The 20,032-nt window shown below is 63.5% G+C and carries 18 protein-coding genes; 4 read left to right on the plus strand and 14 right to left on the minus strand.

Going from position 1 to position 20,032, the window contains the following annotated elements; all coding sequences use genetic code 11:
• Positions 1-711: a DnaA regulatory inactivator Hda gene (gene hda, locus PSV05_RS01895; RefSeq protein ID WP_300060628.1), complete on the plus strand. Its 711-nt coding sequence runs from the start codon at positions 1-3 to the stop codon at positions 709-711.
• On the opposite strand, the gene murU is transcribed toward hda, so the two are convergent.
• From murU to cysG, 4 genes are all read right to left on the minus strand, one after another.
• Positions 690-1,415: an N-acetylmuramate alpha-1-phosphate uridylyltransferase MurU gene (murU, locus tag PSV05_RS01900; protein ID WP_300060631.1), complete on the minus strand. Its 726-nt coding sequence runs from the start codon at positions 1,413-1,415 to the stop codon at positions 690-692. The genes hda and murU overlap by 22 nt on opposite strands.
• The gene (locus tag PSV05_RS01905) at positions 1,412-2,371 is read right to left on the minus strand and encodes a phosphotransferase (protein ID WP_300061335.1); all 960 of its coding nucleotides are present in this window, start codon (positions 2,369-2,371) and stop codon (positions 1,412-1,414) included. The genes murU and PSV05_RS01905 overlap by 4 nt, the downstream gene beginning before the upstream one ends.
• Positions 2,372-2,567: 196 nt before the next feature.
• The gene (gene cysK / locus PSV05_RS01910) at positions 2,568-3,527 is read right to left on the minus strand and encodes a cysteine synthase A (protein ID WP_300060634.1); all 960 of its coding nucleotides are present in this window, start codon (positions 3,525-3,527) and stop codon (positions 2,568-2,570) included.
• Positions 3,528-3,585: 58 nt separating this feature from the next.
• Positions 3,586-5,073, minus strand: coding sequence for a siroheme synthase CysG (cysG, locus tag PSV05_RS01915; RefSeq protein ID WP_300060636.1), 1,488 nt, complete (start codon positions 5,071-5,073; stop codon positions 3,586-3,588).
• A gap of 149 nt (positions 5,074-5,222) precedes the next feature.
• Here cysG and PSV05_RS01920 point away from each other — a divergent pair, with 149 nt between their 5' ends.
• The gene (locus PSV05_RS01920; protein WP_300060639.1) at positions 5,223-6,203 is read left to right on the plus strand and encodes a LysR family transcriptional regulator; all 981 of its coding nucleotides are present in this window, start codon (positions 5,223-5,225) and stop codon (positions 6,201-6,203) included.
• Positions 6,204-6,236: 33 nt separating this feature from the next.
• Here PSV05_RS01920 and PSV05_RS01925 read toward each other — a convergent pair whose 3' ends face one another.
• From PSV05_RS01925 to PSV05_RS01940, 4 genes are all read right to left on the minus strand, one after another.
• Positions 6,237-6,977, minus strand: coding sequence for a phosphoadenylyl-sulfate reductase (locus PSV05_RS01925; RefSeq protein ID WP_300060642.1), 741 nt, complete (start codon positions 6,975-6,977; stop codon positions 6,237-6,239).
• Positions 6,974-8,743 carry an assimilatory sulfite reductase (NADPH) hemoprotein subunit gene (cysI, locus tag PSV05_RS01930; RefSeq protein WP_300061337.1) on the minus strand — a complete coding sequence of 590 codons (1,770 nt, stop codon included), beginning with the start codon at positions 8,741-8,743 and terminating at the stop codon, positions 6,974-6,976. Before cysI ends, PSV05_RS01925 begins: the two co-directional genes overlap by 4 nt.
• Positions 8,740-10,572: an assimilatory sulfite reductase (NADPH) flavoprotein subunit gene (locus PSV05_RS01935; protein WP_300060645.1), complete on the minus strand. Its 1,833-nt coding sequence runs from the start codon at positions 10,570-10,572 to the stop codon at positions 8,740-8,742. Before PSV05_RS01935 ends, cysI begins: the two co-directional genes overlap by 4 nt.
• Before the next feature lie 248 nt (positions 10,573-10,820).
• Positions 10,821-12,311 (minus strand): M20 family metallopeptidase, encoded by a 1,491-nt coding sequence (locus PSV05_RS01940; RefSeq protein WP_300060648.1) that lies wholly within the window; start codon positions 12,309-12,311, stop codon positions 10,821-10,823.
• Positions 12,312-12,547: 236 nt separating this feature from the next.
• On the opposite strand from PSV05_RS01940, the gene PSV05_RS01945 reads away from it, so the two are divergent.
• Together PSV05_RS01945 and PSV05_RS01950 are read left to right on the plus strand one after the other, a co-directional pair.
• Positions 12,548-12,892 carry a helix-hairpin-helix domain-containing protein gene (locus tag PSV05_RS01945; protein WP_300060651.1) on the plus strand — a complete coding sequence of 115 codons (345 nt, stop codon included), beginning with the start codon at positions 12,548-12,550 and terminating at the stop codon, positions 12,890-12,892.
• Between the two features lie 94 nt (positions 12,893-12,986).
• Entirely contained in the window at positions 12,987-13,631 is a 645-nt protein-coding gene (locus tag PSV05_RS01950) for a HutD family protein (protein ID WP_300060654.1), read from the plus strand.
• On the opposite strand, the gene PSV05_RS01955 is transcribed toward PSV05_RS01950, so the two are convergent.
• The 6 genes from PSV05_RS01955 to sufC all read right to left on the minus strand — a co-directional run bounded on the left by PSV05_RS01955 (position 13,609) and on the right by sufC (position 19,997).
• On the minus strand, positions 13,609-15,771 hold the full coding sequence (locus PSV05_RS01955; RefSeq protein ID WP_300060657.1) for a TonB-dependent siderophore receptor: 2,163 nt from the start codon (positions 15,769-15,771) through the stop codon (positions 13,609-13,611). The two genes, PSV05_RS01950 and PSV05_RS01955, sit on opposite strands and share 23 nt — an antisense overlap.
• Before the next feature lie 139 nt (positions 15,772-15,910).
• Complete coding sequence (locus PSV05_RS01960; RefSeq protein ID WP_300060660.1) at positions 15,911-16,246, minus strand: non-heme iron oxygenase ferredoxin subunit; 336 nt, start codon at positions 16,244-16,246, stop codon at positions 15,911-15,913.
• Positions 16,239-16,772, minus strand: a complete 534-nt coding sequence (locus tag PSV05_RS01965) for a GNAT family N-acetyltransferase (RefSeq protein ID WP_300060663.1) — start codon at positions 16,770-16,772, stop codon at positions 16,239-16,241. Before PSV05_RS01965 ends, PSV05_RS01960 begins: the two co-directional genes overlap by 8 nt.
• Positions 16,769-17,992: a cysteine desulfurase gene (locus PSV05_RS01970; RefSeq protein ID WP_300060666.1), complete on the minus strand. Its 1,224-nt coding sequence runs from the start codon at positions 17,990-17,992 to the stop codon at positions 16,769-16,771. The genes PSV05_RS01965 and PSV05_RS01970 overlap by 4 nt, the downstream gene beginning before the upstream one ends.
• Positions 17,989-19,239: a Fe-S cluster assembly protein SufD gene (gene sufD / locus PSV05_RS01975; RefSeq protein WP_300060669.1), complete on the minus strand. Its 1,251-nt coding sequence runs from the start codon at positions 19,237-19,239 to the stop codon at positions 17,989-17,991. Before sufD ends, PSV05_RS01970 begins: the two co-directional genes overlap by 4 nt.
• A complete protein-coding gene (gene sufC / locus PSV05_RS01980; protein WP_300060672.1) occupies positions 19,236-19,997 on the minus strand; it encodes a Fe-S cluster assembly ATPase SufC in 762 nt (253 codons plus the stop codon). Before sufC ends, sufD begins: the two co-directional genes overlap by 4 nt.
• Positions 19,998-20,032: the final 35 nt, after the last annotated feature.

Below are 20,032 nucleotides of genomic sequence, written 5' to 3' on the forward strand. Positions count from 1 at the left end.
ATGGCGCGGAGCCAACCACTGGTACCGCAGTTGCCGCTGGCACTGCGCTTTCCGCCCGAGCAACGCTTGGCAACTTATGTCGGCGCGGCCAGTGGCGTGATCGAGCGCCTGCAGTTGCTGGCCGAGGGCGGTATGCCTGATGCGCTTTACCTGCAAGGCAGCAACGGCAGCGGCAAGACCCACCTACTGCTCGGCACCTGTGCCGCTGCCGAGGCAGCAGGCAAACGCCCGCAGTACCTCTCGCTTGCACGTGTGCGCGGACATGCGCGTGATGCGTTCGTAGGGTTCGAACATGCGGATCTGGTGGCGCTGGACGACCTGGATGCGATCAGCGGCGAGCATGACGACGAAGTCGCCCTGTTCGATCTGCACAACCGCCTGCGCGATGCCGGGGTCGGGTTGATTTATTCGGCAGTTCCGGCGCCCGCCATGTTGCAGGTGACGCTTCCAGACCTGCGTTCGCGGTTGGCGCAATGCACCCTGGTGCCCTTGCGCGCGCTGGATGATGCCGGTCGCGCGGCAGTGTTGCGCCAGCGCGCGGCATCGCGCGGATTGGCCTTCGATGAGGCCGCGCTGGACTGGCTGCTGACCCGCTGCAGCCGCGACCTGTCCGACTTGACCGCGATGTTCGAACAGATTGATCGGGCATCGCTGGCGGCGCAGCGACGGATTACCGTGCCGTTCCTGCGTCAGTTGCTCGACACCGCCTGAACTTCGGTTGTTAGAGCTTCATCAAGCAACTGCAAGCGTTCGGGTGTGCCGACATCGGTCCAGCGCCCGCGGTGGTGCGCTCCGGTCACTGCGCCGCGGGCCATCGCCGCGCGCAACAAGGGAGCGAGCTTGAAGCGCGGCGGGGTCAGCTTGGTCCCGGCAACATCACCGATGACGGCGCGCCAGTCGGTAAGCAGCGATGCGCGGTACATGCCGATGCCGGAGAACGTCAGCCGTGTGTCGCCACCGGAATGCACATGGTCATCATTGCCCAAGGCGAAATCGCCACGCGGGTTGTGCACGGGATTGTCGACCAGCAGCAGGTGCGCGTCGCCCTCGGGTTCGCGCGGGAGCGAGGCGAAATTCACGTCGCACCAGATATCGCCATTGACCGCGATGAACGGTGCGTCGCCCAGCCATTGAAGGGCATTGCACATGCCGCCGCCGGTTTCCAGCGGTGTACTGCCTTCATACGCGTAATGGATATGCAGGCCCCAGCGTGAGCCGTTGCCCAATACCTGCGGGAACTGGTCGGCCAGCCATGAGGTATTGACCACGACTCCATCAACGCCGACCGCCGCGAGTTTCTCCAAATGCCATTCGATCAGGCGCTTGCCACCAACACTGAGCAGGGGCTTGGGCGTGCTTTCGGTCAGCGGGCGCATGCGTTCGCCCAGGCCCGCCGCGAACACCAGGGCTTTCACGCCGGCGCCACGGCCTGCAACCGTGCGACCGCGGGTTTCACTTTGTGCTCGATGAAGCGACGCAGTCCCGACAGCTCCGGGTAACGCGGGAGCACGCCATCGAGATAGATGAAGAAGCGTGGCACGTCGGCCAGGTATTTGGGTTTGCCGTCGCGATGATGCAGGCGGGCGAAGATTCCGATCACCTTCAGGTGTCGTTGCACGCCAATAAGTTCCGCGTCGCGCATGAATTGCACCAGCGGCGGTACCGGCAGGCCGGCTTCGGTCGCGCGGGCGTGGTAAAGCTCCAGCCAGATGGATACGCGCAGCCGTGGCCAGCTCAGGAATGCATCCTTGAACAGGCTCAGCGCGTCATAGGCGATCGGACCGCGCACCGCATCCTGGAAATCGAGTACCGCCGGGCCATCGGGGGCACCATCCTCCAGCCGGGCCTGCACGGGCATCAGGTTGCGTGGCATGAAGTCGCGATGGACCAGCACCTGCGGTTGCGCCAGCGCGTTGTCGATCAGCACGCGATAGGCGTCATCCAGCGTCTGCATGTCGTCGCGGTCCAGGTTCATGCCGAGGTGGTGGCCGCAAAACCATTCGTCGAACAGGTGCAATTCGCGCGCCAGCATTGCATCGTCGTAGCCGGGCAGGTCGGCCGGCGGGGCGATCGCCTGCAGCTTCAGCAGCTGGCTGATTGCATGGTCGAACAACAGGTCGGCATTGCCGGTGTCGATCACGTGCAGGTAAGTGTCCGGGCCCAGGTCTTCCAGCAACAGGAAGCCGGCCTCGACATCCTGCGCCAGCACGCCCGGTACGCGCACGCCGCCGGATTCCAGCAAGGTGCGAATCTTCAGCCACGGCCGCACGTCATCCTGGTCCGGCGGCGAATCCATGACGATGGCGCTCTTCAAGAGGCCGGTGCCGTCTGGGGTATGCACCCGCCAGTAGCTGCGGAAGCCGGCATCCATCGACGCGCGCACCGGATTGGCATCGGGGTCGCCCAACACCGCGCGGGTCCAGACAGTGCGCGCGGCGGCGCGGGGGTCGCGTGCGTTGGAGTCTTGGATCGCTTCGGGCTCGCTCATGGGTGAAGGGTAAACCGCCAGATCAATCCAGGCGACCGGGTACGAGGAAAAAAATGTCGAAATCACCGACCTCCGTGCTTCAGCCCAGCGCTGCCAACCACTCGTCATCCGAGCCATCGTTGACACCTTCGAACAGGAAGGTCGACAGGTAACGTTCTCCGGTGTCGGGCAACATCGCCAATAGCACCGTGTCTTCCGGGGCAGTGTCCGCGACCCGCAATGCCGCCGCCACCGTAGCGCCAGCCGAGATGCCGACGAACAGGCCTTCCTCCTGCGCCAGCCGGCGCGAGGTATCACGCGCGACCACATCATCGATCGCGATGTTGTCATCGAAGATCTTGCGGTCGAGGACGTCGGGGATGAAGTCCGGGGTCCAGCCCTGGATCTTGTGGGGATGCCATTCGTCGCCAGCCAGCAATGCCGCAACCGCCGGTTCCGTGGTGACGATCTTCAGGCCCGGTCTTGCCGCCTTGAGCACGCGCCCGGCGCCGCTCATGGTGCCACCGGTGCCCCAGCCGCTGACGAAATAATCCAGCCGCTTGCCAGCGAAGTCGCTCAGGATCTCAGGTCCGGTGGTCGAGGCGTGGTAGTCGGGATTGGCCGGATTGCGGAATTGGTTGGCATACAACCAGCCATGTTTCGCGGCGAGTTCTTCGGCCTTGCGCACCATGCCGGAACCGCGTTCGGCGGCCGGGGTCAGGATCACCTTGGCGCCATACGCGCGCATCAGCTTGCGACGTTCGATAGAGAAGCTCTCCGCCATCGTCGCGACGAAGTTGTAGCCGCGTGCGGCACAGACCATGGCCAGTGCGACGCCGGTATTACCGGAGGTTGCCTCGATCACGGTGTCGCCGGGCTTTAGCAGGCCCTTGGCTTCGGCGTCCAGGATGATCGCGATTGCCAGCCGGTCCTTGACCGAACCGCCTGGATTGAACGATTCGACCTTCGCATAGAGAGTCACGTGCTTGGGTGCGATCCGGTGCAGCTTGACGATGGGGGTAGAACCGATGGTGTCGAGGATGCTGTCGTACAGGCTCATGTCTATTCCCAGGAAAGAGGCAAGAAAAGTGGCAAGCAATGCAGGTGGTTCAAGCTGGTCAGGCAGCCTGGGCGATGTCGCCGATGTGGGCCATTGCGGGCGTGCCATCACATCCTGCACCAGCGGTTGTTAAGGCCTCGCTGCCGAACCAGTGCAGGCGCGTGGCCAGCACCGCCACCTCACCGACGATCAGCAGCGCGGGTGCGCATACCTTGTGTGAACGCGCCAGCTCGGGCAAAGCGGACAATTTCCCGGCAATCACGCGCTGCTCCGGCCGGCTGCCGTTCTCGATGATCGCGAACGGCGTGGATGGCACACGACCGTGTGCAACCAGTTGGTCGCGGATGCGTTCCAGCCCGGACACGCCCATGTAGAACGCGAGCGTCTGGTTGCCCGTGGCCAGTGACGCCCAGTCGAGGCGGTCCAGCGATGCCTGTCCGTGCGCGGTCACCAGTTGCAACGATTGCGCATGCTCGCGATGGGTCAGCGGGATGCCGGCATACGCGGCGCATGCCAGCGCGGCGGTAATCCCCGGCACCACTTCGAAGACGATACCTGCAGCCTGCAGCGCTTCCAACTCTTCGCCGCCACGTCCGAACACAAAGGCATCGCCACCTTTCAATCGCACCACCCGCTTGCCGGCCTTGGCGTGTTCGATCAGTAGCGCGTTGATCTGACTCTGGCTGGTGCCGCCTTCGCCGACCAGCTTGCCGACGCTGATGCGTTCGGCGTCGCGGCGCGCGAGTGCCAGCACCTCGTCGCTGACCAGCCTGTCATGCAGGATCACATCCGCTTCGTTCAGCACACGCAGGCCGCGCAGGGTCAGCAGGCCCGGATCGCCCGGACCAGCGCCGACCAATGCCACCGATCCTTGCGTGGCGAGCACATCGTCCGCGCGCAGGGCCTGGTCGAAGGCATGTTCGGCAGCGATGTGCTGGCGCTTGCGCAGCAACGCCTGCAACGGGCCAGCCAGCAGCCGCGCGAAGCCGCGACGGCGCGCGCCTAACTCCGGCCAGCGTGTACGGATGCGCTGGCGATGCCGGGTCAGCAGCTCGGCAAGCACGCCGAAGGATTCGTCGAACTGGGTTTCCAGTTGCTCGCGCACCAGCCGTGCCAGCATCGGCGCGCCGCCACCGCTTGAGATCGCGACCTGCAAGGGGCCACGAGTGATCCGGGCCGGCATGTGGAAACGCGAGGCATCGGCATCGTCCACGGCATTGGCCCAGATCCGGCGCGTATCGGCAGCAGCGACCACGGCGTGGTTGGTGTCGGGGTCGTCGGTCGCGGCAATCGTCAGCCAGACATCGTCCAGCCATGTGGGGGCGAATTCGCCGGCCAGATGCACGATGCGTCCCTGCTGCACCCATTGCGCCAGCGTCGTCACCAGTTCCGGTGCGCCGATCACAACCAACGCGCCGGCTTCCAGCAGGGCCTCGCATTTGCGCTGGGCGACGCTGCCGCCGCCCACCACCAGCACGCGGCGACCGCGCAGGTCGGTGAACACAGGGAACAACGGTGGCGATGTGGTTTGCAGGGTGGCAGGCATGGGATGACGCTACATGCCGATCCTGCCGATCCCAAAATGATGACGGCGCCTGTGTTTATGTCGTCATGGCATAAGCCAAGTCTGGACATGGGTGCGCCGCTTGGTTATGTTTATCGCTTGATACGGATATAGCGATATATATTACCGCCATGACCCTGACCCAGCTCCGCTATCTCGTGGCCATCGCCGATTCCGGCCTGAATATCACCCAGGCCGCGGAACGTGTGCATGCCACCCAGCCCGGCCTGTCCAAGCAGCTCAAGCAGTTGGAGGATGAGCTGGGCTTCCAGCTGTTCATTCGCAAGGGGCGAAGCCTGGACTGCATCGCGCCGGCCGGTGGCCAGGTGATCGAGCATGCGCGCCGGGTACTGGCGGAAACCGCCAACATCCGCAGCTACGCCGCCAACGAGCGTGGCGAGCACAGCGGTCGCCTGTTGCTGGCGACTACCCATACCCAGGCCCGCTACGTGCTGCCGCCGGTGATCGCGGCGATCAAGCGCGACTTCCCGCGGGTCAATGTCGACCTGCTGGCCGCCGGTGATTCCGAAGTGCTGGGCGCGCTCGACCAGGCCGACCTCGCCCTGATCAGCACTGCCGGCAGCGAGCCGCAGGGCGGCGTCGCGGTGCCGTTGTTCCGCTGGCGGCGGGTGCTGCTGGTGCAGGACACGCATCCACTCGCTGCACTTCAACGCGCACCGAGCCTGACCGAACTCGCACGGCATCCCTTGATCAGTTACGAGTCCTCGACGCGCGCGGACTCTTCGCTGCAGCGCGCCTTCGCCGGCGCCGGGGTCAGTCCGCAGGTGGCGATGACCGCGCGCGATGCCAACCTGATCAAGACCTATGTGCGTGCCGGATTGGGTGCCGGTCTGCTGGCGGAAATGGCGATCGGCCAGCGCGAGGATGCTGACCTTCGCATCCTGCCCGCGCCTGCCGAATTACCCGAGTGCATCACTTGGGCGGTGATCCCGCGTGGCCGCGTACTGCGCGACTATGCACTTGCATTGCTGCATGGTTTGGCCCCGCAACTCGACCGGCGCGATCTGCGCCGTGTTCTGGAAGGCAACCAGGAGGCAAGCTGGCCGCAGCCGCCACACTGGATGGAATTACGCCAGCCAATCGCGGCCTGATCGCGCGCTCGTTTCGCAACTGCATGCCGCCGATCAGGCAGCGGCACTGGTCTCGTTACCGATATGCAGCCCGCATTCGCGGGTCAGGCCAAAGAAACGTGCCTGTGCCTTGTCCATGCCGGGCCGCAGCGGGCGGGTGGTGTGTACATCGCCGACCGAGACATAGCCCTGTCGCGACAACGGATGCTCGGGCAGGTCGTGCTGCATGGCATACGCCGCGATGTCGAGGTCGTCCCAGTCGGCAATCGGATGCAGCTTCCAGCGCCCGTCGCGCAGTTCCAGGATATCGGTGCTGGCGCGGCTCGGCGATTGCATGCGGCGCAGGCCGGCGAACCAGCAACGCACGTCGAGCTCGCGCAACGCACGCTGCATCGGTTCGACCTTGTGCAGTTGGTTGTAGCGCTGCAGGCCTTCGATGCCGTCTTCCCACAACTTGCCGACGCGCGCTTCCATCCAGCTGCTGCCGAGTAGCGGTCGCAGCACGTGCAGGTTCAGGCCGAAGCGTTCGTGCAAGGTGTCGGCATAACGATAAGTGTCGGCAAAGAGATAACCGGTATCGACCAGGATCACCGGGATGTCGGGCTTGACTTGGGTCAGCAGATGCAGGGACACCGCTGACTGCACGCCGAAGCTGGTCGACAGCGCATGCGGCCCGGACAGGCATTCGAGCGCCCAGGCGATGCGCTGGTGCGCGGACAGACGATCCAGCCAGCGGTTGAGTGCAGCGAGCGCCTGCGGGGATTCGGCGGCGGCGATGGGATCTGGTGCGTTCATGCAATCACCTCGATGGCGATGTCGTTGCGTGGTCTGGCAAGTGGCGTGACGATGCCTGCATCAATCAGGAAGTCACCGAAACGCTTTTCAAGAGAAGACTGATCTGGCGTGCGCTGCGCGGCATAGCGCGCGAACAACTCGTCGAGCGTCGAAAGAATCGCGGCCTCGTCGATGTTTTCGCGATGCAGGACGTTCAGGCGTTGTCCGCGATGGTCTGCGCCTAGCATCAGGTTGTAGCGGCCAGGTGCCTTGCCGACCAGGGCGATCTCGCCCAGATACGGGCGCGAGCAACCATTCGGGCAGCCACTGATGCGCAGGTGGATCGGCGCATCCAGCAGGCCGTGTTTGCCCAGCAGGACTTCGGCCTTGTCCAGCAACTCCGGCAGGTAGCGTTCGGCTTCGGCCATCGCCAGTGCGCAGGTGGGTAACGCCACGCAGGCCAGGGCATTCAGCCGCAAGCCACTGGCGCGCGCATGGACGTCGAGTCCGTAAGTGGCGACCAGCGCATCGATGCGCGCGCGTTGCCCAGCAGGCACGCCGGCAATCACCAGGTTCTGGTTCGCGGTCAGCCGGAATTCTCCCGGGTGGATGCGGGCGATTTCGCGCAGGCCCGTCAGGTGCTGTCCCTGTTCGCTATCGAGGATGCGCCCGGCCGGAATGCGCAGGGTCAGGTGACCATGGCCGTCCTCGTCTTCGACCCAGCCGAAGCGATCGCCGTTGTGGTCGAACGAGAACGCGCGCGCCGGTTCCAGCTTGAAGCCGGCGCGCGCTTCCATCAGCGCGACGATGGCGTCCAGCCCGTGCGTATCGATGGTGTACTTGAAGCGTGCGTGCTTGCGTTCGACGCGGTCGCCAAGATCGCGCTGCACGGTGATTGCCGCTTCCGCGATAGCCAGGACACGTTCGGGCGTGACGAAGCCGATCACGTCGGCCAGCCGTGGATAGGTTGCGGCATCGCCATGACTGGCGCCCATGCCGCCACCGATGGCCACGTTGAAGCCGGCCAGTGCGCCGTGTTCATCGACAATCGCGATCAGGCCGAAATCGTTGGCGAACACATCCACGTCGTTGAGCGGCAGCACCGCCACCGCCATCTTGAACTTGCGCGGCAGGTAGGTCGCGCCATATAGCGGCTCGTCTACGTTGGTGCTGTCGGCAACTTTTTCTTCGTCCAGCCAGATCTCGTAATAGGCGCGCGTGTTCGGCAGGAATTTTTCCGACAGTCGCTGCGCCCAGTCTTGAACCTGGGCGTGCAGCCGCGACTGCAACGGGTTGCTGGACGCGAGCACGTTGCGGTTGACGTCGCCGCAGGCGGACACAGTATCCAGCAGCGACGCATTGATCGCTTGCATGGTCGCCTTCAACTCGCGCTTGATCACCCCGTGGAACTGGAAGGTCTGGCGTGTGGTGATGCGCAGAGAATGATTTGCATGCGTCGTGGCGATGGCGTCCAGCTGCAGCCATTGCGCCGGGCTGAACATGCCGCCCGGTGCGCGGATACGGATCATGAACTGGTGTGCAGGTTCAAGTTTCTGGCGGCGACGTTCGTCGCGGATGTCTCGGTCGTCCTGCTGGTAGGTGCCGTGAAACTTGACCAGACGCTGGTCTTCGAAGGACAGCGAGCCCGTCACCGGGTCGGCCAAGCCGTGCAGCAGCGTGCCGCGCAGGTGGCGGCTGTTGGCCTTGATGTCTTCGACAGAGGGATGGCTCATGGCATGGGCTTCGCTGAAGGTATGCGTGTGGTGTTGGTGGTGTGTGGAGGTCAGTAGACGTCGCGGCCGTAGCGGCCTTCGGCCTGCAGACGTGAGAGATACTCGCCAGCCGCATCGATATCGCCGCCGTTGTGCGTGGTGATGACTTCGCGCAGAGCGGCGTGGACGTCCTTGCCCATCGTGATCGAACCGCACACATAAAAATGCGCGCCGTTCTGCAGCCATTCGTACAGCTCGCCGCCATGCTGACGCAGGCGATCCTGCACATAGACCTTGTCGGGCTGGTCGCGTGAGAACGCGAGGTCGAGGCGATGCAATTGCTTGCGCTGCAGGGCGTCCTGCCACTCGGTCTGGTAGAGAAAGTCGGTGTTGAAATGGCGCGCGCCGAAGAACAGCCAGTTGCGGCCGGAAGCTCCGGTTTCGGCACGCTCCTGCACGAAGCCGCGGAACGGCGCAACGCCGGTACCGGGGCCGACCATGATGATGTCGCGCGATGCATCCGCTGGCACCCGGAAGCGCTCATTCGGTTCGATGTAAACCGGCAGCTTTTCGCTTTCATCCAGCGCGGCCAGGTAGCCGCTGGCGGCACCGAGATGCACGTGACCATGGGCCTGGTAGTCGAGGATATCCACGGTCAGGTGCGCTTCGTTGCCTACGCGTTTGCGGCTAGAGGCAATCGAGTACAACCGCTGGGCTTGCGGGCGTAGTGCAGTGATCAGGGCATCGGCATCCCAATCGGTTGGCCAGCGACGGAGCACATCGATCAACTGGTGGTCGGCCACCAATTCAGCCATTCCACCAGTCTGGGGAGCGTCCAGCATCTGTTGCAGTTCGGTGGCGTCGGCGCGCTGTGCATGTACCGACAAAAATGCGCGTGACAATCGGGTCAGTTCGCGGCGGGTAGCCAGCCATTCGGACAACGGCAGCGTTTCGTCGCCAATACTGGCGACGGCATCGCCATCGAGTCTTGTTGCCTGCAATACCGACGCAACGAGTGATTCAGGATTGCAATGGCGAATGCCCAGCGCATCGCCAGGTTCGTACGCGAGAGCCGCACCGTCGAGCGAGAGCTCGATGTGCCGCACGTCTTTTTCGACATCGCCATAGCGGCGGAAACCCGTGCCCTTGAACTCGCGGCCACTGATGCGCTGGTTGGCCAGTACCTCGGCAGGGAACGGGCGTTCGTGCGACCAGCTTGCCGGCGGACGCAGTGGGGTGACCGTTGCCATGTGCGCCGCGGCATGCGCAGTCGGCGCGGTCTCCTTCAGTACTTCGCGGGCCTGGATCAGTGCGGTTTCGTGCCAAGGCCCGGCAACCGTGTCGATGTCGAGATCGGCCAAGCCGACATCGGCTACGCGCTGCGCGCCAAGCTCAGTCAGTCGCGCGTCGATCTTGCGGGCGATGCCGCAGAAGTCGGCGTAACTGATGTCGCCCAAACCGAGCACCGCGAACTTCAACCCCGGTAACTTCGGTGCGCGTTTGCCCGACAGGAATTCGGTGAAACCGATCGCGTCATCCGGCGGATCGCCTTCGCCCTGGGTGCTGATGATGATGTAGAGCAGACGCTCGCTGGCCAGATCGCGGGTGGCATAAGCATCTATACGCAGCAGGCGCGAAGGCAGTCCGGCGGCTTCGAGCTTCGCGTGCAGTGCTTCCGCCGAACGCCGGGCATTGCCGGTCTGGCTGCCGAACAACACGGTTACCGGGCGCACTGCGGCGGGCGATGCATGGATCGGCGTCAACTGTACCGGCGTGCGTGCGATTCCTGCCAGATAGCCGGATGCCCACAGCAGGCCGGCGTTGTCAGTGCCCGCAGCGAACTGCGCCAGCAATGCGCTTTGTTCGCTGGACAGGGGCGTCGGCAGGGCAAGGATGGCGGACATGGGATGAGCGCTATGCAAGGAATCTGCATGCAGGCTATGGCTGCGTTCCCATGCCCGGAAAGGATGGCTGGTTATGCGCTTATGCGGATCGAGGCAGGTGCGTGCTCGAGCGTACGCAGTCGGCATGCTGGAGATAGGACTCAGCCTGCGCACATTGTGGGCCAGTCTGGCCGCTTGACCGCCTGCCAAAATGAAAACGCCCCGCGATGCGGGGCGTCAAAGTTCGATGGCGACGGGTTAACTGCCTGTCAGCAGCAGCCGTGATCGCCGTGCTGCTCGCCGCCGGGAACTACTGCAACACCGGTGGTCTCGCCGCGCAGGCTGGCTGCGTGGTGTTCGGTGAGGACGCGCGCGACGCTGCTGGTGACCCGCTTGCCCATCGGGATGTGCAGGAACTCGTTCGGGCCGTGTGCATTTGAATGCGGGCCCAGCACGCCGGTGATCATGAACTGTGCACCCGGGAACTTCTCGCCGAGCATGCCCATGAACGGGATCGAGCCACCTTCGCCCATGTACATCGCGGGTTGGCCGAAGAACTCCTGGCTAGCCTGTTCAATCGCCGATGCAAGCCACGGTGACAATGCCGGTGCATTCCAGCCGGTGGCCGCCTTTTCCAGTTTCAGTGTGACCTCGGCGCCGTTCGGTGGATCGCGCAACAGGATGTCCTGCAACAATTCGCCGGCACGCTTGCCATCCAGGGTCGGCGGCAGGCGCAGGCTGAGCTTGAGTGCAGTCAACGGGCGCAGCACGTTGCCGGCTGATGCAAGCGGCGGGATGCCATCGGCGCCGGTGACCGACAGCGCCGGTCGCCAGGTGCGATTGAGAACCAGCTCGGTGGTGTCGTGGTCCATCGGTGTCATCCCCGGCAGGAACGGGAACTTGTCGTAGACCGCAGTGCCAAGTACCTCGGCCACCTTCGCTGCCTGCGTACGCCGTTCGGCGGGAATATCCGCATGCAGGTCTTCGATCAGGATGCGACCGGTGGCTTCATCCTCGATCCGCGACAACAACTGGCGGATGATGCGGAAACTCGACGGCACGATGCCGGATGCATCGCCCGAGTGCACGCCTTCTTCCAGCACCTTCACCGTGAGGTTGCCGCCGGCCATGCCGCGCAGCGAAGTGGTGCACCACAACTGATCATAATTGCCGCAGCCCGAGTCCAGGCACACGACCAAAGACGGTTTGCCGATGCGATCGGCGAGGTGATCGACGTAGGCGGGCAGGTCGTAGCTGCCGGATTCCTCGCAGGCTTCGATCAACACCACGCAGCGCGCATGCGGCGCGCCCTGCGCCTGCAGCGCCATGATCGCGGCCAGCGAACCGAAGATCGCGTAGCCGTCATCGGCACCACCGCGGCCATACAGCCGGTCGCCCTTGAGCACGGGTTCCCACGGGCCAAGGCCTTCGTCCCAGCCAGTCATTTCAGGTTGCTTGTCGAGGTGTCCGTACAGCAGCACGCAATCCTCACCGACATCTGCACCCGAGGCGGGGATGTCGATAAAGATCAGCGGCGTGCGCTCTTCCAGTCGCACCACTTCGAGTTGCATGCCGGCAACGGTTTGCGCGCGCGCCCATGCTTCCATCAGCTCAACCGCGCGTTCCATGTGGCCATTGGCGACCCAATCGGCATCGAACATCGGCGACTTGTTGGGGATGCGGATGTAGTCCACAAGCTGCGGCACGATTTCCGATTCCCATTTGTGGTCGACGAATGTGCTGATCTGGCTTGCATCCATGGTTCGGGTTCTCCTGTTCGATCCGTGATTCCAGATCCATGATTCTAGCGCCGTGATTGTTGCGGGGCCGTTATGGGTAGGGCTTTCCCTACCCGTTGTTGCGTCATAGACCCGCAATTCGATGCGGCAGTGGCCGATATCGACGATGCCGGCGCATCGGCAACCTGTGCACACCGGATCGCAGCCCGCGCTTCCGGATCACACCAACCACCTCAATACCAAACCCGGAGATCACCATGAAGTCGCTGACCACCCTGTTTTCCTCGCTGATCCTGTCGCTGGTGCTGGCTGGTAGCGCCCTTGCCGGCGAGACCGTCAATATCAATACCGCCGATGCCGCCACCATCGACCGTGTGCTCGTGAACGTGGGCCCGACCAAGGCGCAAGCCATCGTCGACCATCGCAAGGCGAACGGCGCGTTCCGCAGTCCCGAGCAACTGGCTCTGGTAAAGGGAATTGGCTTGAAGACGGTCGAGAAGAACCGCGACCGTATCGTGATCGGCCCGGTGCGTCCGGCTGCCAATGGCGCCAAGCCCGCTGTGCGCGTGGCCACAGCACCGAAGCCGGTTGCCCGCCGCTGACCCTTGCAGGCATCGCCATCAGCAATTGCATTGCTGAATTTGCAGACACCCGCCCGGTGCGAACCGGGCGGGTTGCGGCGTATAAACTCCCTGCATGAAACAGGAAGGTTCGGGCGCAGCAGGATCCTCGCGAATATTGCCGGCGAGCGGCTACAACCGCATGCGCTGGAAAAACGGCGCCGGCTGGACATCGGAAATCCTGCGCGTACCCGACAGCGACGACTGGCAATGGCGGCTGTCGATCGCCGAGATCGAAGCCGATGCACCGTTCTCGGCATTTCCCGGCATGGAGCGCGAGCTGGTCCTGCTTTCCGGTAACGGCCTGCGCCTGCGTTTTGATCACGACAGTGCTGGTGGCGTGCATGAGTTGCTGCCCCCGCATCACAAGCTGCGTTTCGCCGGCGAACATGCGGCGTTCGGTGAACTGATCGACGGGCCTACCCGCGACTTCAACATGATGTGGAAACGCGACAGCTGCACTGCGCAGCTATGGCACCGGCCATTGGTCGGCACCATGGTGATGTTCGTCGACCCAGGCGAGGCCTGGGCCGTGCACATGCTGGCGGGTCAGGCACGCTTCGCCGACGACTCAGGCCTGGGCACGATGCAGATGGGTGATACCGCGATCCTGGTTGCTGAAGACAAGCGTATGCGCCATGTGCTGGATGGCGGCGGCGAGCTCCTGCTGATTCGGGTTGGCTCGACGCTACCTGGTTTCAGAAGTGGTAGTTCAAACTGACCCACGCGCTGCGCGGCGCCCCCGGGCTGATGTTGTTGTTGCTGTGGGCACTGGCGAAGTAGCGCGTGTTGGCCAGGTTCTCGATGTTGAGTTGCAGTTGCAGCGCCGGATTCAAGGTCCAGTAAATCGCGCCGTCGAAGCGGGTAAATGCAGGCAGTGCGACGGTGTTGTCCACGTTGGCGTAGATCGACCCGCGATAGACGATACCGAGCCCGACGCCGATCGTCTGGTTGATGTCGTAGCGGTTCCATAGTGAAGCTGAATTCCGGGGCAACTGTGCCAGACGGTTCCCCCTGATCGCGGTGGCCGACTGCGTCGCGGTGATTTCGCCAGCCTGGTACGCATAACCGCCCATCAGTTGCCAGGCATCGGTGACGCGGCCCGCAAGGCCCAGTTCCACGCCGCGGACATACTGCCCGTCGACCAGGACCATTTTGGTGACATCGGCCGGATCCGCGACCGCCACATTGCCGCGATCCAGGCGGTACACCGCCAGGCTCGCCTGCAGGTCAGGCTTGAGGTCCCACTTGGCGCCGATTTCGCGGTTGCGTGAGGTTTCCGGCGTCAATGATGCGTTGTCGGCCTTGAGCGACGCCAGCTGGTCACCGGCGCGTGGCTGGAATGCCTTGCTGTAGCTGGCGTAGAACGAGACGTTGTCGAGCGGCTTGTAGACCAGCCCGGCGCGCGGCGAAAGCATGCTGTCTTCGCTGCGGAGGACCTCAGCTGTGCGGTTGTTGCGCAGATCCACGCGGAAATCGTCATGACGCAGGCCGATGATCGCCTGCCAACGTGGCGACAATTCGATTTGATCCTGCAGGTAGAACGCGGCGACCGTGGCGACGCCGTGGTTGTCGGCATCCGTGGCGCTCTGGCGGAACTCGACCGGCACATTCACCGTCGGGTTTGCGAGAGGCACCACACTGCTGCCAGCCGAGAAGTAGCCAGTTTGGCGAAAGTTTTCAGTGACCTGGCGGCCCAGTTCGGCGCCCGCCAGGATCGTGTGCTGGACGCTGCCAGTAGACAGTTTCCAGACCAGGTCAGTCTGGTTGAACAGGTTCCGCCGCTGGGTGGCATTGCTGTAGGCCGCCAGCGTGACCAGAGTGCCTGTTGCATCGACCGAGCTGGGGAAGACGTTCTGGTACATCTTGTCGTAGTCGGCCCAGCGCAGATGGTTGCGCAGGCTAAAGTTATCGCTGAAGGCGCGGTCAAGCGTCACATCGAACGCATCCACGGTCGTCGCGGTCACGCTGAGGGCGGGGTTGCCGAAGAAGGTCGATGGATCAGTGACGACCGGCTTGCCCTGGAAGGACGGAATCCCACGGTCGGCGGTGCGCTCATCGTGGAAGCGCTCGTAGGACAGCTGCAGGCGGGTGTCTTTGCCGAAGTCGATTCCGAAAGTGGGATTTGCGCCGTAGCGCTTGACGTTGACGCCATCGCGGAAGCTGCCGGAGTTCTCGTACATCGCGTTGATACGGAAGCCAGCGTCACTGCCGATGCCCGTGCCGTAATCCAGCGTGCCACGCCTGCGTTGGTTGGCACCGAACTGGACGGAACCGCTGCGGTGATCCATGCCATCGGCCTGACGGGTGACCCGGTTGATTACACCGCCGCTGCCGCCACGACCGAAGATCATCGCGTTTGCGCCTTTCAGTGCCTCGACGCGCTCCAGGTTGTAGACATCGCGGAAGTACTGCACGTCGTCGCGTATGCCGTCCACGAAGAAATCGGCAGTAGTGCTGTTGCCGCGCAGCACCGGTGTATCGCGGTTGCCTTCGCCTTGGGCGGTGCCGACACCGGGCATGTAACGGAAGGCATCACCCATGCTGGTGATGCCCTGGTCGGCCACCAGCTTGTCGGTGACCACGGTTACCGCCTGCGGGACATCCAGCAGCGGTGTGTCGGTCTTGGTGGCGCCACGGATGCTTCGCGCAGCGTAGTCGGGCAGATACCGATCACCGACCACCTTGACCCGATCGAGGTCCTTGGGATTCTCGTCGACCGCTTCGCTTGACGGGGAATCAACCGGAGCTCCAGCAGCGAAGCCGGCTGCAGGTGCGATCAGTACCAGCAGGATTGCGCTGGCGAGGAGGTTGCGGAACTGGCGTGGAACCGCTTGCTGGATGTGGGTGATCTGTGTCATTTGGGGGCGTCGTCCAAAAAGGATAAAGCCGCATCTGGCGGCCTTGTTGTGACGCATATTTAGGCACGAACGATAATCATTCGCAACAACTTTCTGTGCATGGAGGGCTATGCACAGACCTGTAACCAAGAAATTGGGCTCAGTCGCGGTCGTCGCGGGTATAGACGATGCCGTCTTCGACCTTGACCGGAAACCTGACTGCGGGCTCGTACGCTGGTGCGCACAGGGCACTGCCATCTCGCACATCGAAGCGGGCACCGTGCAGGACGCATTCGATGGTGGCGTTCTCGCCATCGAAATGGCCAGCGGACAACTCGAAGTCCTCGTGCGAGCAGCGGTCTTCCAGCGCGTATAGCGCGCCGTCGAAGTTGAACACCGCGATGGCGGTGTCGCCGTCCCAGGCCACGTTCATCTCGCCGGGCAACAGCTGGCTCAACGGGCAGACCTGCACCCATCCAGCCATCTGCTCAGTCATGCCGAAGCTCCTTTTCAAGGACTTCGAAACGCAGGTCGTTGCGCTTGGGAATGCCGAAACGCGCATCGCCATACGGAAAGGGCTTGTGGATGCCGGTGCGGTGGTAACCACGGCGTTGGTAGAACGCAATCAGTTCATCGCGCACGTCGATGACGGTCATGCGCATGACCGGCAGCTGCCAATCATCGCGGGCGATGCGTTCGGCTTCGGCCAGCATCTGCTTGCCGATGCCGCCGCCTTGCAAGCCCGGCAATACCGAGAACATGCCGAAATATCCGGCGCCATCTTCGATGCAAATATTTGCGCAGGAGAGCATCTGGCTGTCGCGTTCGCCGAGCAGCACCAGGCTGCCATCGCGTTCAAGATCTTCGCGCACGCGCTGCGCGTCGATGCGCATGCCGTCCAGCAGATCCGCTTCGGTTGTCCAGCCGGCGCGGCTGGCGTCACCACGATAGCTGGCTTCGACCAACACCACGATCGCGTCGACGTCGGCTTCACCTGCATGGCGGAACGCCAGCATGCTCATGCGAGCAACCGACGGACCTTGACCAGCGCGGCGGCGAAGGCCTCGACTTCGTCATGCGTGTTATAGAACGCGAACGACGCGCGGCAGGTTGCCGGCACACCGAAGAACTGCATCAATGGATGCGCGCAATGGTGGCCGGAGCGCACCGCTACACCTTCAAGATCGAGCAGGGTGGCCAGGTCGTGTGCATGCGCGCCTTCGACCAGGAAACTGATCACTGCAGCCTTGTCGGGCGCGGTACCAATAATGCGCAGTCCGTCAATTTGCGACATCGCCTCGGTCGCGTGCGCCAGCAGTTCGGCTTCGCGCGCGGCGATATTGTCCATGCCCAAGTCGGACAGGTAATCGACTGCGGCACCAAGGCCGATATGACCGGCGATATTCGGGGTGCCAGCCTCGAAGCGGTGCGGCGGATCGTTGAAAACGGTGCCGTCGAAACGCACTTCCTTGATCATCTCGCCGCCACCGAGGAAGGGCGGCATCGCTTCGAGGTGTTCGCGCTTCGCCCATAGCACGCCGGTGCCGGTTGGCCCGCACATCTTGTGGCCGGTCAGCGCATAGAAATCGCAACCAATCGCGGGGATGTCGACCGCCATATGCGGCACTGCCTGCGAGCCATCGACCACCGTGATGATCCCGCGCTTGCGCGCTTCGCGGCAGATGGTCGCAACTGGATTGATCGTGCCAAGCACATTGCTGACATGGGTTACGCCGAGCAGCTTGACCTCGAGTGTCATCGCTGCGAACAACGCGTCGAGATCGAGAGATCCATCGGGCAGGAGATCGGCGACCCTGATGACCGCGCCGGTGCGCTGGGCGATCAATTGCCACGGCACGATGTTGGCGTGGTGCTCCATGCGTGTCAGCAGGATCACGTCACCGGGTTGCAGGCGCGGCAGTGCCCACGAGTAGGCAACCAGGTTGATCGCGAAGGTGGTGCCGCTGCACAGGACTAGTTCGTCGTCGCGCACATTGAGGAAGCGGGCCAGCTTGCCGCGCGCGGCTTCATAGGCTTCGGTGGCTTCGCTGCCCAGCGTATGCACCGCGCGACTGACATTGGCATTGTATCGGCGGAAAAAATCATCGACGGACGCAATCACGCACTCGGGCTTTTGCCCGGTATTGGCCGAATCCAGATAGACCAGTGGCTTGCCATGCACCGTGCGGGTCAGCAGCGGAAAATCGCCGCGAACTACCGTCCAGTCAGGCGCGCCACTCATGCCGCAACCACCCGCGCCGCAACCACCCGCGCCAGTGCGCGTTCCAGCGCGGACTCCAATTGAGTACGCAGGCTTGCGTCATCGATGCCAGATACGATTTCTCGGCAGAACGCCGCGGTCAGAAGGCGCCGTGCATCGGCTTCCGTCAGGCCGCGCGAGCGCAGGTAGAACAGCGCAGTGGGATCGAGTTGGCCGACGGTCGCCCCGTGCGCCGCCTTGACCTCGTCGGCATAGATTTCCAGCACCGGCTGGGTGTCGATCTCCGCCTCGTTGGACAGCAGCAGGTTCTTGTTCGACAGATCGGCTTCGCTGCCATCGGCGCCGGCATGGATGGTGATGCCGCCATGGAACACGGCCTTGCCGCGTTGCGAGGCCAGCCCGCGCCAGCGCAGTGCGCAGACCGTGTCGCGCCCGATGTGCTCGATGCCAAGCCGCGTATCCAGGTGACGTTTGCCATCGGCCAGCAACACGCCATCGGCGTTGACGCGTGCGCCATTGCCTTGCAACAGCACATTGAGTTCATGCCGCGAAAGCCCACCACCAAGTTCCAGGTCGATTCGCGTGTAATGCGCATTGTCGGCAAGCGCCGCGTCGGTGCGCAGGAAGCTGGTCGCACGGACCGCTTCGTCCTGCATCCGGGCGTGGATCAGCCGCGCGCCGTCGCCCAAGACGATCTCGCTGCGGGTGGTCGACATGTGTGCGTGTTCGCCGGATGCGAGTAGGTGCTCTATCACGGTGCAATTGGCGCTCGTATCGAGTTCGATCCGATGGCGCAGATGCCAGGCGGCATCGGCGGCCAGTGGTGTACCGATACAGACGATATGGATGGGCGCGGATGCTTCAGCGTCGGCTTCAATGCGAATGGCGACGCCTGTGTGCGCCAGCACTGTATTGAGGCGAGCGAACGGTGCATCGGCATCAAGCTCGATCGTGTTCTCAACAGGAGTGCCGATGATGTCGATGGTGACGCCAGCGGAAACGGCTGCGTAGTCACTGGACGCGACATCGAACTGTCCGTTGACGAACACCAGCCGTGGCGCGGGAATGCCCGCCAATAGCTCGGTGTCTGTTTCGGGCGTCGAATCTGCGGCCACGAAAATGCGACGCTCCAGCGCGCGCAACGGCGTGTACTTCCACGCTTCGACACGCGCATGCGGCAAGCCATCGCGCAACAGCGCATCGAGTGCCGCGCGGCGTGCTGGATCGCCGTCAAAGCCGGCGGTCAATGAGTCGAGCAATACGCTCATGCGGCTTCCGGGCTGACCCGGTCCTTGATCCAGGCATAGCCATGCGCTTCCAGTTCCAGCGCAAGTTCCGGACCGCCGCTTTCGACGATGCGGCCATCGGCCAGCACGTGCACAAAGTCCGGCTTGATGTAGTCAAGCAGGCGCTGGTAATGGGTAATGACCAGGAAGCTGCGGCCGGCATCGCGCAGCGAGTTCACGCCGTCGGCGACCGACTTCATCGCGTCGATGTCGAGGCCGGAATCGGTTTCGTCCAGGATCGCCAGCTTCGGTTCCAGCAGGGCGAGCTGGAAGATCTCGTTGCGCTTCTTTTCGCCGCCGCTGAAACCCTCGTTGAGACCGCGATGCAGCAGCTCATCCTTGAGGTCGAGCACGGCAAGCTTCTCGCGCACGCGCTTGAGGAACTGCATCGAATCCAGTTCGCCTTCGCCACGCGCCTTGCGTTGCGCATTCAGCGCTGCGCGCAGGAAGTAGGTGTTGTTCACGCCGGGGATTTCCACCGGGTACTGAAAGGCCAGGAACACGCCGGCGGCGGCACGTTCTTCGGGTTCCAGCGCCAGCAGGTTCTGGCCCTCGAACTCCACCGTGCCGGCAGTGATGTCATAGCCCTCGCGACCGGCCAGGATGTTGCCGAGCGTGGACTTGCCAGCACCGTTCGGACCCATGATCGCGTGCACCTGTCCGGGCTGCACATCGAGGGTGAGGCCCTTGAGGATTTCCTTGCCGGCAATGGACGCGTGGAGGTTTTCGATTTTCAACATGTTTTGAGTCTCATTCATTCAAGTTGCCATCCATG

Source organism: Thermomonas sp., assembly GCF_029945965.1.
GTDB lineage: Bacteria > Pseudomonadota > Gammaproteobacteria > Xanthomonadales > Xanthomonadaceae > Thermomonas.

What these genes read in the sequence shown, in the direction of transcription:
- hda (WP_300060628.1), top strand. Translation starts at nt 1, where the DNA reads ATGGCGCGGAGCCAACCACTGGTACCGCAGTTGCCGCTGGCACTGCGC.
- PSV05_RS01905 (WP_300061335.1), bottom strand. Translation starts at nt 2,371, where the DNA reads ATGGATGCCGGCTTCCGCAGCTACTGGCGGGTGCATACCCCAGACGGC.
- cysK (WP_300060634.1), bottom strand. Translation starts at nt 3,527, where the DNA reads ATGAGCCTGTACGACAGCATCCTCGACACCATCGGTTCTACCCCCATC.
- cysG (WP_300060636.1), bottom strand. Translation starts at nt 5,073, where the DNA reads ATGCCTGCCACCCTGCAAACCACATCGCCACCGTTGTTCCCTGTGTTC.
- PSV05_RS01920 (WP_300060639.1), top strand. Translation starts at nt 5,223, where the DNA reads ATGACCCTGACCCAGCTCCGCTATCTCGTGGCCATCGCCGATTCCGGC.
- PSV05_RS01925 (WP_300060642.1), bottom strand. Translation starts at nt 6,977, where the DNA reads ATGAACGCACCAGATCCCATCGCCGCCGCCGAATCCCCGCAGGCGCTC.
- PSV05_RS01935 (WP_300060645.1), bottom strand. Translation starts at nt 10,572, where the DNA reads ATGTCCGCCATCCTTGCCCTGCCGACGCCCCTGTCCAGCGAACAAAGC.
- PSV05_RS01940 (WP_300060648.1), bottom strand. Translation starts at nt 12,311, where the DNA reads ATGGATGCAAGCCAGATCAGCACATTCGTCGACCACAAATGGGAATCG.
- PSV05_RS01945 (WP_300060651.1), top strand. Translation starts at nt 12,548, where the DNA reads ATGAAGTCGCTGACCACCCTGTTTTCCTCGCTGATCCTGTCGCTGGTG.
- PSV05_RS01950 (WP_300060654.1), top strand. Translation starts at nt 12,987, where the DNA reads ATGAAACAGGAAGGTTCGGGCGCAGCAGGATCCTCGCGAATATTGCCG.
- PSV05_RS01955 (WP_300060657.1), bottom strand. Translation starts at nt 15,771, where the DNA reads ATGACACAGATCACCCACATCCAGCAAGCGGTTCCACGCCAGTTCCGC.
- PSV05_RS01960 (WP_300060660.1), bottom strand. Translation starts at nt 16,246, where the DNA reads ATGACTGAGCAGATGGCTGGATGGGTGCAGGTCTGCCCGTTGAGCCAG.
- PSV05_RS01965 (WP_300060663.1), bottom strand. Translation starts at nt 16,772, where the DNA reads ATGAGCATGCTGGCGTTCCGCCATGCAGGTGAAGCCGACGTCGACGCG.
- PSV05_RS01970 (WP_300060666.1), bottom strand. Translation starts at nt 17,992, where the DNA reads ATGAGTGGCGCGCCTGACTGGACGGTAGTTCGCGGCGATTTTCCGCTG.
- sufD (WP_300060669.1), bottom strand. Translation starts at nt 19,239, where the DNA reads ATGAGCGTATTGCTCGACTCATTGACCGCCGGCTTTGACGGCGATCCA.
- sufC (WP_300060672.1), bottom strand. Translation starts at nt 19,997, where the DNA reads ATGTTGAAAATCGAAAACCTCCACGCGTCCATTGCCGGCAAGGAAATC.